The organism is Ruegeria sp. N11, from assembly GCF_056531525.1.
The window spans coordinates 1-15,553 of record NZ_JBQFLX010000011.1 but is presented as its reverse complement, the minus strand read 5'-3'; the positions used below and the strand labels follow the sequence as shown (position 1 = coordinate 15,553).

At 57.9% G+C, this 15,553-nt stretch carries 14 protein-coding genes; 4 read left to right on the top strand and 10 right to left on the bottom strand.

The features are described 5' to 3' along the window. Positions 1 to 18: 18 nt before the first annotated feature. Positions 19 to 1,278 carry a cytochrome-c peroxidase gene (locus ACR0J8_RS12935; RefSeq protein ID WP_480525508.1) on the bottom strand — a complete coding sequence of 420 codons (1,260 nt, stop codon included), beginning with the start codon at positions 1,276 to 1,278 and terminating at the stop codon, positions 19 to 21. A 27-nt stretch (positions 1,279 to 1,305) separates the two neighbouring features. Between ACR0J8_RS12935 and ACR0J8_RS12930 the strand changes: the two genes are divergently transcribed. Continuing rightward, positions 1,306 to 1,776, top strand: a complete 471-nt coding sequence (locus ACR0J8_RS12930; protein WP_170680337.1) for a tetratricopeptide repeat protein — start codon at positions 1,306 to 1,308, stop codon at positions 1,774 to 1,776. A 29-nt stretch (positions 1,777 to 1,805) separates the two neighbouring features. On the opposite strand, the gene ACR0J8_RS12925 is transcribed toward ACR0J8_RS12930, so the two are convergent. From ACR0J8_RS12925 to ACR0J8_RS12900, 6 genes are read right to left on the bottom strand one after another with little or no spacing between them, the layout of a single operon-like run. Continuing rightward, entirely contained in the window at positions 1,806 to 2,867 is a 1,062-nt protein-coding gene (locus tag ACR0J8_RS12925; RefSeq protein WP_480525482.1) for a TRAP transporter substrate-binding protein, read from the bottom strand. Positions 2,868 to 2,891: 24 nt separating this feature from the next. Then, on the bottom strand, positions 2,892 to 4,181 hold the full coding sequence (locus tag ACR0J8_RS12920) for a TRAP transporter large permease (protein ID WP_480525484.1): 1,290 nt from the start codon (positions 4,179 to 4,181) through the stop codon (positions 2,892 to 2,894). Further along, positions 4,182 to 4,769 (bottom strand): TRAP transporter small permease, encoded by a 588-nt coding sequence (locus tag ACR0J8_RS12915; protein ID WP_170614655.1) that lies wholly within the window; start codon positions 4,767 to 4,769, stop codon positions 4,182 to 4,184. Positions 4,770 to 4,822: 53 nt separating this feature from the next. Then, positions 4,823 to 5,338 (bottom strand): flavin reductase family protein, encoded by a 516-nt coding sequence (locus tag ACR0J8_RS12910; RefSeq protein ID WP_480525509.1) that lies wholly within the window; start codon positions 5,336 to 5,338, stop codon positions 4,823 to 4,825. Beyond that, entirely contained in the window at positions 5,338 to 6,228 is an 891-nt protein-coding gene (locus ACR0J8_RS12905; protein WP_480525486.1) for an aldo/keto reductase, read from the bottom strand. The genes ACR0J8_RS12910 and ACR0J8_RS12905 overlap by 1 nt, the downstream gene beginning before the upstream one ends. Next, entirely contained in the window at positions 6,228 to 7,382 is a 1,155-nt protein-coding gene (locus tag ACR0J8_RS12900) for an LLM class flavin-dependent oxidoreductase (protein ID WP_480525488.1), read from the bottom strand. Before ACR0J8_RS12900 ends, ACR0J8_RS12905 begins: the two co-directional genes overlap by 1 nt. A 91-nt stretch (positions 7,383 to 7,473) precedes the next feature. On the opposite strand from ACR0J8_RS12900, the gene ACR0J8_RS12895 reads away from it, so the two are divergent. After that, a complete protein-coding gene (locus tag ACR0J8_RS12895; RefSeq protein ID WP_480525489.1) occupies positions 7,474 to 8,199 on the top strand; it encodes a GntR family transcriptional regulator in 726 nt (241 codons plus the stop codon). 12 nt (positions 8,200 to 8,211) lie between these two features. Further along, positions 8,212 to 9,309, top strand: a complete 1,098-nt coding sequence (locus ACR0J8_RS12890) for a Gfo/Idh/MocA family protein (RefSeq protein WP_480525491.1) — start codon at positions 8,212 to 8,214, stop codon at positions 9,307 to 9,309. A 371-nt stretch (positions 9,310 to 9,680) separates the two neighbouring features. On the opposite strand, the gene ACR0J8_RS12885 is transcribed toward ACR0J8_RS12890, so the two are convergent. After that, a complete protein-coding gene (locus ACR0J8_RS12885; RefSeq protein ID WP_480525492.1) occupies positions 9,681 to 11,546 on the bottom strand; it encodes a CHASE2 domain-containing protein in 1,866 nt (621 codons plus the stop codon). 38 nt (positions 11,547 to 11,584) lie between these two features. Then, complete coding sequence (locus tag ACR0J8_RS12880) at positions 11,585 to 12,205, bottom strand: DUF928 domain-containing protein (RefSeq protein WP_480890549.1); 621 nt, start codon at positions 12,203 to 12,205, stop codon at positions 11,585 to 11,587. 213 nt (positions 12,206 to 12,418) lie between these two features. Between ACR0J8_RS12880 and ACR0J8_RS12875 the strand changes: the two genes are divergently transcribed. Beyond that, positions 12,419 to 14,227 carry a caspase family protein gene (locus tag ACR0J8_RS12875; RefSeq protein WP_480890546.1) on the top strand — a complete coding sequence of 603 codons (1,809 nt, stop codon included), beginning with the start codon at positions 12,419 to 12,421 and terminating at the stop codon, positions 14,225 to 14,227. A gap of 208 nt (positions 14,228 to 14,435) precedes the next feature. Here the strand turns inward: ACR0J8_RS12875 and ACR0J8_RS12870 are convergent, their stop codons facing one another. After that, positions 14,436 to 15,413, bottom strand: coding sequence for an HpcH/HpaI aldolase/citrate lyase family protein (locus tag ACR0J8_RS12870; RefSeq protein ID WP_480525496.1), 978 nt, complete (start codon positions 15,411 to 15,413; stop codon positions 14,436 to 14,438). Between the last annotated feature and the right edge of the window lie 140 nt (positions 15,414 to 15,553).

Here is a 15,553-nt window from a genome sequence, read left to right as displayed (position 1 = left end):
TGTTTTGAGTAAGATGCGCTAGGGAACGAATCCTGCTGGTACGCCAAAGGGTGGGGCGTCTACGCTGACACCTGTCAAGGAATGCAGAAAGGCCACGAGGTTGTCGATTTCCGCGTCGGTCAATCTGACTTGGGCAATATCGACCTTGTTGCGCTGACGTTCCATTTCAAACCGGTCGTCCCAAACTACAAAATCCGCATCCTGAAGCCAGGGAACCGGGGGCAGGGCCGCCATGTCGCGTGTCCAGTTCGCCAGACTGGTTTGTGGGTCCAGATGATGGCGGATCATGCTTTTAAGGTCCGGGAATGCGCCGTTATGGCCGTAGGGTGCAGTCAGGGCAACGTTGCGCAGCATCGGGGTTCGGAAACGGTAGGCGTCCTCCAGCTGGTCACTTTCACCCATTCGGCCCACGTCGCGCACAAAAGGATCCCACTGTCGGGTACGACCGGGTCCGAAGGGTGGCAGGCCCAACGCGTGAAACTTCTGATCTGACATCAAAGGCCCGGAATGGCAGGTGGCGCATTTTGCCTTTCGATAAAACAGGTTCATGCCGTTTTTCTGCGCAAGTGAAAGGGCATCGGCATCGCCCGCCAGAAATTGGTCGAACGGGCTGTCCGTGCTGCGCCATTCGATGGCCATAAAGGCTGCCAGCGCATTGGCGATCTGGGTGATCGTGATTTCTTCGGTGGTTTCGATTTCTTCGAAGGCCGCGACCATGGCAGGGCCATACCGAGGCTCGGTACGAACCCGTTTGGCAAGGATCGGCCAGCCTTTGTCGATCCGGTCATGTACCGCTCCGGTGACCTGATTTTCAGCTACGTTCCCGGCCATTTCGAATTGTGATGTCAGCGGAAAAAGTGCCTGCGCGGCCAGAAGGGAATTCAGCCCCTCCGGCAGCCATTCCTGCGCAGGGGAGTTGAAGCCGTTGCCGTAGACTTCGGAAACACTGAGCCGTCCATCGTGAAAAACCGTGTGAATGTCTTTCGCGCCAAGGTTCCACAGGCCCGGAGAATTGCGAGGGATACGTTTGCGGATTCTGCCGGCTCCGGTTCCGGGGGTACGCTTCGGTCCCAGCCCTTGTCCGCCCTCACCAATACCCAACGATAACCCGTCAGAGGTACCGAAATCCGGGTGGTGACAATGGGCGCAGGCGATGTTCCGGTTGCCTGACAGGATTGGATCGTAAAACAGTTGATGACCAATGGCGGCCTGTTTCATATCAAAAGAAATGAAGTCATCGTCGGTCAATGGGCGCGGCAAGTCTTGCGCTGCCGCCATCCCGCCCCAAAGGAGAGCAGCCACCCCATGCGCCAGTTTGTATTTGCCCTTTTCTGTCTTGCGACGCCTGCGCTGGCCGAGTTGGAACAGGCCCGCGACATGATGGAGGCCGGAGAGTTCGAAGCTGCGCGCGAGGAATTGTTGCCGGCCGCCCGATCGGGCAATGCCGAAGCCGAAGAGTTGATCGGTGTGATGTACGGGTTGGGTCTTGGAGTCGCGCAGGATTACGAACGGGCGTTCGAATGGTATCTGCGCGCCTCGATGAAAGGGCATCCCGGGGCGCAGTCTGGTGTGGGCTGGTACTATGAGCTGGGTCTTGGCATGCCCGCGCCCGATCTGGTGCGGGCCTACATGTGGTACACGCTCAGCGCCATTGGCGGCGATCCCGACGCGGCGATCAGCCTTGAGGAAGTGGTCAAGAAAATGTCGCCGGAGCAGATCGAAAGGGCGCATGTTCTGGTGAACGATTACAAAGGGTGGATGTACCCGTTTCGGTGAGGGTCGGACCACAGGCCCGACCCGCCAGATCAGTTCAGATCCGCGTCACGTGACGCGTTCACGTCGGCCTCAGCCGCGGCAACCGCGTCGGTCAGCGCACCAAAAATCTCGTCACCACGGGCAACGTTGGACTGGAACCACTCATAGACCGGAGTTGCGGCCGCTTTGAACGCAGCCTTTTGGTCTGGCGTCAGGACATAGAGATCACCTCCACCGGCGACGAAATCCTCATAAGCCTGAATCGACTTGCGCTTGGGCGAGGCAAAGGTGGCCTGCTGCAACGCATAGAAGCCGTCGACAACCACGCGGCGCAGGTCCTCGGGCATTTCCTGGAACTTGGCGTTGTTCATCCACCACAGCGCCCCCATGTAGGCGTGGCCATCCAGCGTGACGAATTGCAGACCCGCATCAGGGAATTTCATGCCCATGATGTCCGTGATGCCATTCTTCGAGCCCTCAACGACGCCGGTCTGGAAGCTGGTAAACAGCTCAGGCCACGGGATCGGTGTAGGGGATGCACCCAGTGCTTTCACTAGTTCCTGCGGCAGGTCTGCGACCACGGTACGGATTTTCAGACCTTCCATATCGGCAGGCTCGGCGATGCGGCGCTGTGTGTTGGCGAAGTTGCGCCAGCCACCGGTGTTGCCGATGGTCATAAGGCGGATCGCGCCGCCCGAGTCTTCCAGCGCCATGTTGCGCATGGTGCGGGTGAAGTCACCGGACAGCACATGCTCGGCAATCCGGTCATCGGCCATCAGGTAGGGCAGGTCCAGAACCTGCACGTATGGGAAGATGCCCGAGGCCCCGCCGGAAGTGGAAATGTAGATGTCGATAGTGCCGTCAGCCACGCCCTGCAGGCATTCCGCGCCGTTCGAACACAGCTGCGTGCCGATGAACAACTCGACCTCGATAGCTCCGTTCGACGCGGCCTCGACATAGTTTTTGAAAACGATCAGGCCGTCATAGTCTTCGTCGTTTTCATTCGAGTTCGCAGTTGCCCGCAGTGTATAGTCTGCAGCCACAGCGGCCATGGCGGACGCGGCCACAAGCGATGTGGCCACCGCAGCGGTTTTGATGAATTGTCTGAGCATGCGTTTCCTCCCTGTGGTACTCAGTCAGTTTGCAAATCCCGTTATCCTCGGGATCGTCATGGATAGTGCGGGGATATAGGTGATCAGGAAGATCACTATGATTTCGACCGCCAGAAACGGCAGGATCGCCTTGGCGATGGTTTCGACCCGTTCCCGCGACACGGCGGCGGCCACGAACAGTACCAGCCCCATGGGTGGCGTGGCGAGACCAACAGTCAGGTTGACGCTCATGATAATGGCGAAATGGATCGGATCGACGCCAAGGCTGGTGAAGATGGGGCCAAGGATCGGGCCAAGGATGATGATCGCGGGACCTGCATCCAGAAACATGCCGACGATGAACAGAAGCAGGTTGATCAAAAACAGCAGGATCAACGGATTTTCGGACAGGCTGAGGATCAGCGAGGCCAGTTGTTCGGGCGCGTGGCTGAGACTGACCACCGTCTTGAACGCCATCGCGGCGCCGACCAGCAGCAACACAACAGCCGAGGTCATGCCCGCATTGCTGAGAACCTCGGGCACTTCCTTCATTGTCAGCGTGCGCAGGACGAAAAAACCGATGATGAACGCATAGCCGACCGCGACAGCAGCGGCTTCGGTCGGCGTGAAGATGCCGCCCAGAATGCCGCCGAGAATGATCACGGGTGTCATCAGCGGAAAGAACGCCTTGAGGCTGGCCTGGCGGCGTTCATCCCAGGTGTATTTCCGGCTGGCGACCGGGAAATCATAGCGATCAGCCATGAATTTGATCATCACCATCAGGCCGACGCCCACCATGATCCCGGGGACGATCCCGGCCAGAAACAGGGCGGCGACGCTTTCACCCATGACATAGGCATAGATGATCATGATGCCCGAGGGCGGGATGATCGGCCCGATGACCGAACTGGCCGCTGTAATCGCCGCGGCGAATTTGCGGGTATAGCCCTGTTTCTCCATCGCTGGGATCAGCATTGACCCCAAGGCGGATGTGTCGGCCACGGCAGAGCCCGAGAGGCCGGCGAACAGGATCGAGCTCAGTACGTTCACATGTGCCAGTCCTCCGCGCAGGTGCCCCATCAGGGCCTGCGAGAATTCGACGAGGCGAATGGTGATGCCGCCCCGGTTCATCAGCTCTCCGGCGAGCATGAAGAAGGGGATGGCCATCAGCGGAAAGCTGTCCATGCCATTGTAGACATTGCGATAAAGCAGCGTAATGTCATTCGTTTGGCCGTTGAGCCACAGCAGAATGCCCGGCGCGGCCAGCAGCGCGAAAAAGACCGGTAGGCCTATCAACAGGAAAACAAGGAAAGTGGGCAGGAACCAGATCAGCATCTATTCGGCCCCCACGGCTGCTTCGGGAATTTCCGGCAGAAGATGTGCGCCGCCGAGCATGGTGATCAGGGATCGCAGGATCAGCTCGATATTCACCGAGATAAGCAGGATGATCCCCACCAGCAGCGAGGCCATCATCCAACTGCGGGGAATACGGTACCATTCATCGAAACCGAACGATGTTGGCAGGTACAAAGCAGCAGTGGCAAATCTGCCGCCAAAGCCCGTGACTTCAGACCAACCAATATTGACGGCGACCAGCAGGACGATCAGCGAGATCAGCAACAAGAACAGATTGAGGGACTGGCCCAGCAGACGAGGTAAGAACCGTTGCAACATGTCAATCGCCACGAACCCGCCACGCCGAAAAGCCGTCGGAGCCATCAGGCCGGTCATCCAGAGCATGCAGAACCGGGCGGCTTCATCCGGCCAGGGCAGAGCGTTGCCCAGGACATATCGGAAGAACACCTGAATCAGGATTGCGATCACCATCAATGCAATCGCAACAACGCCAACCGCGCGGCCCAGACGCAGCACGGTTTCGTTCACGAATGCAATCGGTGCAAGCACCGATGCCAGTCCGCCCATGCGGATCCTCCCAAGTTCAGCTGCGGGTTCGTCCCGCAGTCGTCAGAACGCGCTTATTTCTTCGCGAATTGGCCGAGTTTTCCGGCATAGAAGGTCAGTGCGTCTCCGTCGCTCATGCTGGCCTTCAGGACTTTTCCCACCACGATCACGTGATCGCCTGCATCGTGATAGGCGTGCTGCTCGCATTCAAAACGTGCCAGACAATCCGGCAACAGCGGCGTTCCGTTTGTGCACCGCTCATGCCGGATGTCGCGCAGCGCATGGGCGTCCTTGGAACAGCCAAAGCAAAGTGCGTCCTGTTCAGACGATAACACGTGAACGGTGAAATGCCGCGCCTTGTGGAAATAGGGGAACCGGCGCGAATTGCGGTCTGCAGCCCACATGATCAGAGGCGGATCCAGTGACAAGGACGAGAAGCTGTTCGCCGTGATGCAGATTGGTCCGTCTTCGCTGTAACAGGTGACGATGGTAACACCGGTGGCAAAGCGGCCAAAGGCGTCGCGCAGGGTGCGGGTGTCGTCCTTGTGCGGGACGAAGGTGCGTGTCAGGTCCTTTGAAATTGCGTTCATCATGGTACCTCATGCCCCAGTGCCGCCTCGTACAGGCGGAACCAGCTTTCACGATCCAGATTGACATTCAGTGCGTCCGAGATGCGCTTGATCCGTTCCAGGTTGTTGGTGCCCAGCACCGGCAGAATGCCCGCCGGATGCGCCAGCAGGAAAGCCACCGCCACAGCGGCCCGGTCCACCCCGAACTCTTGCGCGATTTCGTCTGCCACCACCCCGACCGGAGGGTTCCCGGCCATCAACATTCCGCCGCCTAACGGCGACCACGCCATGACCGGTTGTCCATGCTGCTGATGGAACGCCAGATCGCCATTGGTGAAGGGGCTGATCTCGCCTAAAGAAATCTCGATCTGGTTGGTGACCAGTTTGGTCTTCATCGCAGATTGCAACAGTGTCCAGTCCCAAGGTCGAAAGTTGGACACGCCAACCGCGCGCACTTTGCCGCTGGTGACAACTTCATCCAGTGCTGCGCCAGTGTCATGATGGTCCATCAGCGGGTCGGGACGGTGGATCAGCAGCAAGTCGATATGGTCGATGGCCATTTCCGAAAGCGAGGTGTCGACTGACTGCAGGATATGCGCGCGCGAGGTGTCATAGTATTTGACCTTCGCATCCGAATACCGCCCGACAGGTGCGATGATGTCGCATTTGGTAACGATTTCCATCCGCTGGCGCAGACCGGGATTGGCGCGCAGCGCAGCACCCAGCACAGCTTCGGCTGCGTAGCCGCCATAGATGTCAGCCTGATCGAAGGTGGTGATGCCCTGATCCAGGCAGGACTGGATCTTGGCTTCGACATGGTCCGCCGAAGTATCACTGTCATCGCCCAGCCGCCACATTCCGTAGACAAGGCGGCTCAATTCCAGCGTGTCCGATAGTTTTACACGTTGCATCAGCGGCGAACTCCGTTGCCCAGCGGTGTGGCCGGGGTCGTCTTTGGCACGCGCCCGTATTCTTCGGGAAGCGAGCAGGTTTTCAGGTTGGGCAAAACGCGGGCGCCAAAGTGCCTGGCTTCATCCATGTGCGGATAACCCGAGAAGATGAACGCGCGGATGCCCATTTTCTGATACTCTTCGATCTTGGACAAAACCTGATCGGTCGACCCGACCAGCGCGGCTCCGCAACCGGACCTTGCGCGGCCAACGCCAGTCCACAGACCGGGCTCGACATAGCCGTATTCATCCGCCAGATCGCGGTTCTTGGCCTGATGCGCCACACCCAGCGAGGTTGCATCCAGCGCGCGTTCACGAATGGCGCGCCCATATTCATCGTCGAGTTTCGAGACGATGTAATCCGCGTATTCCTGCGCTTCGGCCTCGGTATCGCGGACGATCATGTGCACGCGCAGGCCGTAATCCAGTGTTCGGTTGTAGTTCTCGGCAACCGCATGGACGGCCTTCATCCGTTCGGCCAGTTGATCCTTGGTTTCCGGCCACATCAGATAGACGTCACAGTGCTCGCCGCAAAGCTCCAGGGCCGACGGAGAATAGCCGCCGAAGTACAGCAACGGACCACCGGTCTGATAGGGCCTGGCCGGATCGGTCGTCAGGCCCAAAAAGTTATAGACTTCGCCCGCATGATTGATCTCATCCTGGGTCCAGGCCTGTTTCAGAATTTCCACCACCTCGCGAGAGCGCTGATAACGATAGGCGCTTTCAGCCTTTTCGCCGGGAAAATCGGACGAGATGATATTGACCGTCAGCCGCCCCTTCAGCATGTGATCCAGCGTTGCGATGGTACGGGCCAGCATGATTGGCTGCATTTCGCCACAGCGAACCGCGGCCAGCAAATTGATCCTATCGGTGATTGGTGCACAGCCCGCCACAAAGCTCAGCGTGTCCTGCCCGACCTGATAGGACGAGGGGCACAGAATGTTTCGAAACCCTTGCGCTTCAGCTTCTTTCACGATGCCGGAGCAATGCTCCCAGCTGGACCGCAGATTGCCATCCGGCACGCCCAGAAACTGATAATCGTCTGAGCACAGCGCCGCGAACCACGATACTTCTGCCGCGTCCAGATCAGGCGAAGTGATGGGGACGATGGTCATCTGAGTCGTTCTCCGCGCGGTTTCCACTTTCCTCTTGCGTAGCAACCGCATTGATGTAGATCAATAGTGTATCAATTTTTCCTGCGACCGAATGAAGCGCCCAGACGTGTCCCCAACCAGCCGAAACCCAAACGCACTGCCGATCTATGTTCAGATCGCGGAACTTCTGATCCGTGACATCGCGGCGGGCCGTCTTATCGACGGGGAACGCCTGCCGCCCGAACGGGATATGGCGGCCGAACTTCAGGTCTCGGTCGGGACGCTGCGAAAATCGCTATCGGAGCTTGAGAAAAAGGGGATGCTGGAACGCATTCAGGGTTCGGGAAACTATGTTCGCGAGACGGGAACCCAGAACAGCGTTTACGCGATGTTCCGGCTGGAACTGCCCCAAGGCGGCGGCCTGCCGCGGGCGGATATCCTGTCGGTCGACTATCTGCGCAAGCCGTCTGATCTGCCAAATTTTGGTACCGCCGAAACCGGGTCCCGCGTGCGCCGGATGCGTTATCTGAATGACACAATTATCGCGGTCGAGGAAATCTGGCTGGACGAATCAGCCGGTCGGATTGATCGCAACCTGCTGTCGGATTCTCTTTACCGGTATTACCAGCACCATTTGGGGTTCTGGATCACCCGGGCCGAGGACCGGGTTTCGGTCGGTGCGCTGCCCGACTGGACGCCACCTGACTTCACCAAGCCCGCCGGTCAGATCGTAGGGTATATCGAGCGGTTCAGCTGGTCCGAAGGGGCGGCGCCCGTTGAGTTCTCAAAAACATGGTTCGATCCAGATCGGGCCACCTATGTCCAACGTTTGAAGTAAAAGGAAACGCGCATGACCCGGGTCATCAATTACGGGCTGATCGGATGCGGCATGATGGGGCAGGAACACCTGCACAATATCGGCTTGTTGGAAGGCGCGCGCGTTGCGGCGATTTTCGAACCTGACCCGGCAATGGCAAATGCCGCGAAAGCCATCGCGCCGGATGCGGTGATGGCGGGGTCCGTGCAGGAGTTGCTGGCGGTCAGTGAGCTGGACTGCCTGGTTATTGCCAGCCCGAACCACCTGCATGTCGAGCAGATCTGCGAGATCGCTCAGATGCGCCCGCTGCCGCTGCTGGTAGAAAAACCCCTGTTCACCGACCCGCAGGATGCGGCGCGGATGGAGCGTTTGCAGCGCGATTATCCGCATCCGATCTGGGTAGCGATGGAGTATCGCTATATGCCACCCATAGCTGCGCTGATCGAGAAGATCGGGGAAACGGGTGGGGTCCGTATGTTGACGATCCGCGAACATCGCTTTCCGTTTCTGGAGAAGGTCGGCAACTGGAACCGGTTCAATCGCAACACCGGTGGAACCTTTGTCGAGAAATGTTGCCATTTCTTCGACCTGATGCGCCTGATCCTGCACTCTGACCCGGTGCGCATCTCGGCCAGCGGCGGACAGGCCGTAAACCATCTGAACGAGAGCTATGACGGTGAGGTGCCTGATATTCTTGATCACGGCTATGTGCTTGTCGACTTTGCCAATGGCGCACGAGCCATGCTGGAATTGTGCATGTTTGCGGAAGGCTCTCGCTATCAGGAAGAAATCTCGGCCGTGGGTCGCGAGGCCAAAATCGAGGCGCTGGTGCCGGGACCGGGCCGGTTCTGGCCAAAGCATCTGGGCGAGCCGCCGGTGCCGCAGGTTATTCTAAGTCCGCGGGATCCGAAGGGACCTGTCGCGCAGGAAATCCCCGTCGATCCCCGTCTTCTGGCAGCGGGGGATCACAACGGTTCGACATTCTATCAGCACAAAGGGTTCCTGGATCTTTTGCACGGCAAAAAGGCGGGCCCGGATGTGAGTTTGCATGATGGTATCTGGGCCGTAAAGATGGGACTTGCCGCCCAGAAGGCGCTGAAAACGGGCGAGACTGTTCGCTTGTTGGAGTGAGGAGTGGATCAGGCCATGTTCGTCATCAAACATCGCGCAAAAAGGCTACCCCATTCGGATGACGATGCGGCACGGAGTGGTGAAAGTTCAATGCATTACTTGATCACCTTAATGTATTTTTGTTTACCGAAGATCGTCACACCAATTGTGGTTTTTCACACTAAACGCTTCGTCGCTATGCCACTTCCAAAGGCAAGCCTCTGACCTTTGAATTCGCGGAAAGTCCTATGTGCAAAAGACTGCCTGACTCTCCTGCGTTCAGTACTAGCCCTTGTTTCCGTGGAGGGGTGCGCAGGCACCTATGCAATTGCGGAGGTTGAGTGCCCACGACGCTCTGCCAGCACGGAACATTTTTCAGAAGGCCGTACTCATTATTCCATTTCGACGGCGACGACCTGAATATCGGTAATCCCATCGTCGTGAAGGAATGAGGACAGCACGGGCCAATCACGATTGGGGTCAATGGTGCGCGCAGTGGCCATGGTCATGCACACAGGGCGGAACCCGCCGCTGTCGCGATCAAGGGATTTTGTCCAGCTTTCCAGTCTTGCGGCCACGTTGATTGTGTCACCGATCACATTGTAGTGCAGCGAGCCGCTCACGCCCAGAGTTCCTCCCAATGCCTCGCCGCTGTTCAGTGCAATTCGCAGATTGTATTTCGGCTGATCGTTCAATTCTGCATTCAGTGCGATCGCGGCCTGACGCATGGTGCGCGCGCATTGCAAGGCCGACCGGCCGTCGACCTGCCGTTGGCTTTCTGTCTCGCTTGGTATCGGAGCGCCGAATACGACGAGGATCCCATCTCCTGTGAACTTTTCGACAAACCCGCCATGTTCGCGTGCGATTTCACCCAACCTGTCCAATATGCGCGATACCCACACCATGAAATCTTCCGCATCCATCGAATTTCCGACCCGCGTTGAACCTTCGATATCGGCCAGCAGTGCGGTGACGAACAGACGGCGGGATCTTGGCTTGCCGCCGGACAGAAGTCTTTTTCGCTGCTGCCATATTTCGGCGGAAAGTTCCTCGGACAGGTGTGATGAAAACACCTGAACGATGGCGCGTCTTTGGTTGCGTGAAACTCCGGCGATAACGGCGAACCCAATGAGAAACCCAATAGACCAGCCCAACAACGTGGTCGCTGCAGGCGCCAGCAGGGCTGCCGCTTGAAGGGCGGACAGACCGGCAAACAAGACCGTCCCGCCCACCGTCGCCATACCGATAGCCCGCGAAGTCATTCGAACGAATACAGCCACAACTGCGCCGGCAAATGTTGAAAGCAGGATGATGATAGAGGAGGCAAGGTCGCTCAGAGAGCTCAACGGAGAACGCGAACCATTCGAATAGTCGATCAGCTGTTGCGCAATGGCTGCGTGAACTTCCGCGCCGAAAGTGAAACTGGCCCCGGTTGCCCGATTGAGGGGAGTCGAGAAATAGTCCTTAACCGAGTGGCTGGTAACACCGATGATGACCGTCTTTCCGTCGAATTGCGCCAGCTCTTTCCCAGCCAGTACATCTGCTGCGGGGACTCGGTGGGCAATCGGAAGATCATTCAGATAGTCGATCATGATCTGATAACCAGAAGTATCGGCGTTACGAAACAAGTTCAGCCCTTTAACCAATGGCTCTGCGGTCGTTTTACCAAACGCCAGAAAACGTGGGTTATCCGGGGCGCTTTGCAATGTGGGCCTTGATGAAAAAATCGCCGTCAGTTCCATTGACAGCGACACTGCGATCCCATCCGGCGTGTTGACCAGCAGAAGGGCGCGCCGCACAACGCCATCGGGGTCAATCGGAATGTCCGAAAACCCGGTTTTTACCCCGGTAGGTGCGTCGATGCCTGTCCCGCCTGCGTCGGCCAGTTTCGAGATCACGACAACTCTGGGTTCGTTCAGTATGTTGATCAGCCTGTCCCGGCCATCGCCCGCAGGAACATCCCGGTATATATCGATCCCGACTGCGGTCGCGCCGGCGGCCAGCAAGGTTTCCGTCAGTTGTGCGATCTGCGCGTCGGGGACTGGCCAACCCCATTGCCCGAGATCGTCGTCAGAAATGGCGACAAGAAGGACATCTTTCGTTTGTTCAGAGGTTGCCAGCACCGAAGTGGTCCAGTCGTATTGGGCACGTTGGAGAGGCTCAAGCAGACCCTTCACCCGCAATTCGACCAATAAACCTCCGACAACAAGAGTAATCAAGCCGACCAGTGCCCAGCTTTGCCAGACTGGCATCAGCATCGACGGTCTCAGCCATGTCTGCCTTTGATCTTCCGACTTCAATGGCCCACACCGGCTGTTTCCAGAAGCTGCCCGAACCCGGTTGCGTCAGTGGCCCTTACGCGACCGCTGAGGCCAATTTCAACCAGTTCCGCAAGCGCGTCGAACCAAAGACCTGCCGTCGCGGGGTTCTGAGCCTTCATCTGATCCGGAAACCGCTCGATCAAAGCTGTCGCACGCTCCAGAACAGCGCCGGATTGCTGGTCGATCAGCGCCACATGCCATTCGTAGATGCGGCCGGTTTCCAGCGTGTAATCGGACCTGCCAAGATCCAGCCCGTAGTCGCCCGGCGGAAATGGGCCCTGTAATTGCAACTCCACGCCCAATGATCCAAGTGGATTGAGGCCGATGATCAGGTTTCCCCGGTGGCCGTGCGCCAGACGCCAGACCAATGGGGGGGATGAAAGAGTTGTCAGGCCGCCACCATCCGGTACCAGCAACGTCAGCAGTTTGGTGTCATCACCCGAAAGCGTGCCGCGTGTGCCGGCCCCCATTCGGTCTCCGGGCGCACCAATCTCAGGGGGGATAAACACAACGTCGTTGGACCCGTTGGTGACTTGTTCTTCGCTTGCCGCCAATACGCCAGTGTCAAAGAACACCGGCAGTGCCAGCGTGAACAACAGTGTGAATTTTGAAACCCTGATCGACGGCACCCGAAGCCTCGCACAGTAAACCCTTAAAAAAACAGAATATTCAAAAGCAACGGTAAGCATGAATTTAGTCAGAGTCCAGTTTGGGACGCGTCTGTGTCCCGTTGCCCTGGCGGATTCTGAGGTTGAGCAGAGTTGTGCTAAAGTCCTCAGCGCTGTTTGAATGAGTTCGGGTGAGTGCGCATGTCTTCTGGTCGCTGTTGGAGAACTGGCATCTGGCTTCTGTCCTTTGGCCTGCTTGTCCTGCTGATGCCATTGCGGCTTGAAGCCCTGGAAAATCGGGTCGCGCTTGTAATCGGTAATTCCGCGTATCAGCATGTATCGGACTTGAGTAACCCGGCCAATGACGCCGAAGATATCTCGGCATCTCTCAGGCGCATTGGGTTTGAAGTCACCGAAAGCCTGAACCTCGACTACAACGGTATGCGCATCGCACTGCGCGACTTTGCGGAAACCGCCGCGGCCGCTGACGTGGCCTTGGTCTATTTTGCCGGCCACGGGATCGAGATCGAAAACACGAACTACCTGATACCGGTAAACGCAACGCTGAAAAGCGATCGGGACGTCGAGTTCGAGGCCATCCGTCTGGATGCGATCGTGAACGCCATTGCAGATGCCCCCGGGCTGAAAATCGTACTGGTCGACGCCTGTCGGAACAATCCGTTCCTGGCGCAGATGACACGCGTTTCGGCGACCCGATCGGTCGGGCGCGGGCTGGCTGCGGTGGAACCGGGCGGTGTGGTTGTGGGATATGCCGCCCGCGGGGGCACACTGGCGCAGGATGGCGAAGGCCGGAACAGCCCTTACGCGCAGGCGCTTTTGGAGCATATCGAACAGCCGGGGTTGGAGCTGGGTAAGATGTTCCGCCGGGTAAGAGACCGGGTGTTTGAACTGACGGACGGTTTTCAAGAACCTTTCATCTATGGATCGCTTCCGGGTCAGGACATTTTTCTGGTCCCTGGCCTGGAAACGGCGGCATTACAGGCGCCCGCTACACCCGTTCCGTTGGCACCGACTGTAACTCGCAAAGACGAAATGGAAGCAGCGATGACGGTCAACACGATGCGGGGCTGGAGTCTGATTAGCCAGAAATACCGCGCGGCGTCGATTGCCGAACCGGAAGTGCTGAACCGTATGGCCGAAATAACACCAAATTGGGTCAAAAAAGATGGGCGTATCGGTGTGTTGGAAGACATGTTGCTGCCGGATCGAGAAATGAAAATGCGTTTGCAGCAAGAACTCAATAAAGCAGGTTTTGATGTTGGGACGCCTGATGGCGCTATTGGCCCAAGGACACGCGCTGGAATACGGTCTTTTCAGGCCGAGAGTAGTTTTGAGCAGACCGGATACGTAGATCTTGCCGTGCTGGCCAGTCTGGGGATCGGTTTGCAAAAAGGGGCGGACGACAGTTTCATCAGCAACCCGTTCGCAGTTCGTCAGAACGTCGAAGAACTGGAGTTGCTCGGCGAATCTGAAGAAATCACGTCGATCCTGGGCTGTCTTGGGTTGAGAAAGAGCATCTACGGTACGTTTCGCGACAGCCTTTACATTGTGATGGTTTTCTCGGGCAACATTCGGAATGCTCGCGGCGAAGCCCAGAAATGCGGTGTCGATCTTGCCGCAATAACGTCAGCCGAAGAGAATGCGTTTATTGTTCGCATGATTGCCAATGACCCGTCCTTTTTTGACGTCGGATACGACAGCAGGACGAATTACAGTTACAAGGCGGGGCCGTATTTCGGTTTCAGAAAGGACCCCGGTGAAGGCAATGCAAAAATCGGCTGGCGCTGGTATAGCGGTGAGCCGGTCAAATACACAAACTGGTTGCCGTCAAAACCCAACACGACGCACGGCAAAGGCAACAAGGCTTTCGCCCAGTTTCAGTATGAGCAGCGCGGCAGGCGAGATCTGAGCAATGTCGTGCCTTCCAAATGGTTCGATGGCTCGGGTGGGTACGTGCGTTCGGTCGTGTTGGAGGCCAGATTGAACTGACGACCGCCAACGGGCGGAATCCCGAATCCTTGACCTGGTCAGGTATTGAAGCTTCCGGAATTGTCAGGCGTCAGGCCGCACATTTCCGAAACGTTGAGCCGCGTCTGTTCGCCTGTCTGCGTGGAGATTGGGACCGGGCTTGCATCCGCCAATGCGATCTTATTGGCGGATGCGTGGAGGTCCGAAGTGAGACCTGAATTTAGTGGCGTCAGGCAGCGGCGATCTGACGGGCTTTCGCCACCATCACTTCGGCCTGCCGGATCGAGGCATAGTCGATCAGCCGGCCATCCAGCGAAACCGCGCCTTTTCCGGCAGCTTCGGCTTCGGCCATGGCTTCCAGAATGCGCTGGGCCTTTGTCACTTCGGCATCACCGGGCGACATCACCTCGTTCGCAAGTGTGATCTGGCTGGGGTGGATGGCCCATTTTCCTTCGCAACCCAGAACAGCGGCGCGCTTGGCGGCGGCCTTGTATCCCTCGGGGTCCTGGAAGTCCCCAAATGGCCCGTCGATGGGGCGCAGACCATTTGCACGGGCCGCCACGACCATGCGCGCCAATGCATAGTGCCACATGTCACCCCAATGCGTTGCCCGGTTGGCCCCGGCGTCAGGATCGGTCAGAACCGAATAGTCCGGGTTCACGCCACCAATGATCGTGGTCCGTGCGCGGGTCGAAGCCGCATAATCCGCGACCCCGAAATGCAGGCTTTCGTTGCGCTTCGAGGCTGCTGCAATCTCGCTGACATTCTGCATTCCCAGCGCGGTTTCGATGATATGTTCGAAACCGATCCGTTTCTTGTAGCCTTTTGCGTCTTCTATCTGCGTGACCATCATGTCGACGGCATAGACATCAGCGGCGGTGCCAACCTTGGGGATCATGATCAGGTCCAGCCGCTCTCCAGCCTGTTCGACCACATCCACCACATCGCGGTACATGTAGTGAGTATCCAGACCATTGATCCGCACCGACATGGTCTTGTTGCCCCAGTCGATATCGTTCAGCGCCCCGATGATGTTTCTGCGTGCCTGTTCCTTTTCGTCCGGTGCGACTGCGTCTTCCAGATCAAGAAAGATGACGTCCACATCGGACTTGGCCGCCTTTTCGAACATGCCGGGCTGGCTGCCGGGGACGGCCAGTTCGCTGCGGTTCAGGCGGGCGGGGGCCTGTTCAATGGAATGAAAGCTCATGGGTTTGGGTCCTTCGTCTTACAGGTTCGGGTAGATGGGGAATCGTGCACAGAGGTCTGCGACCTCGGCCTTGACCTTGGCTTCGACCGCGCCGTTGCCGTCTTCGCCATTGGCGGCCAGACCGTCGACGACCTCGATGA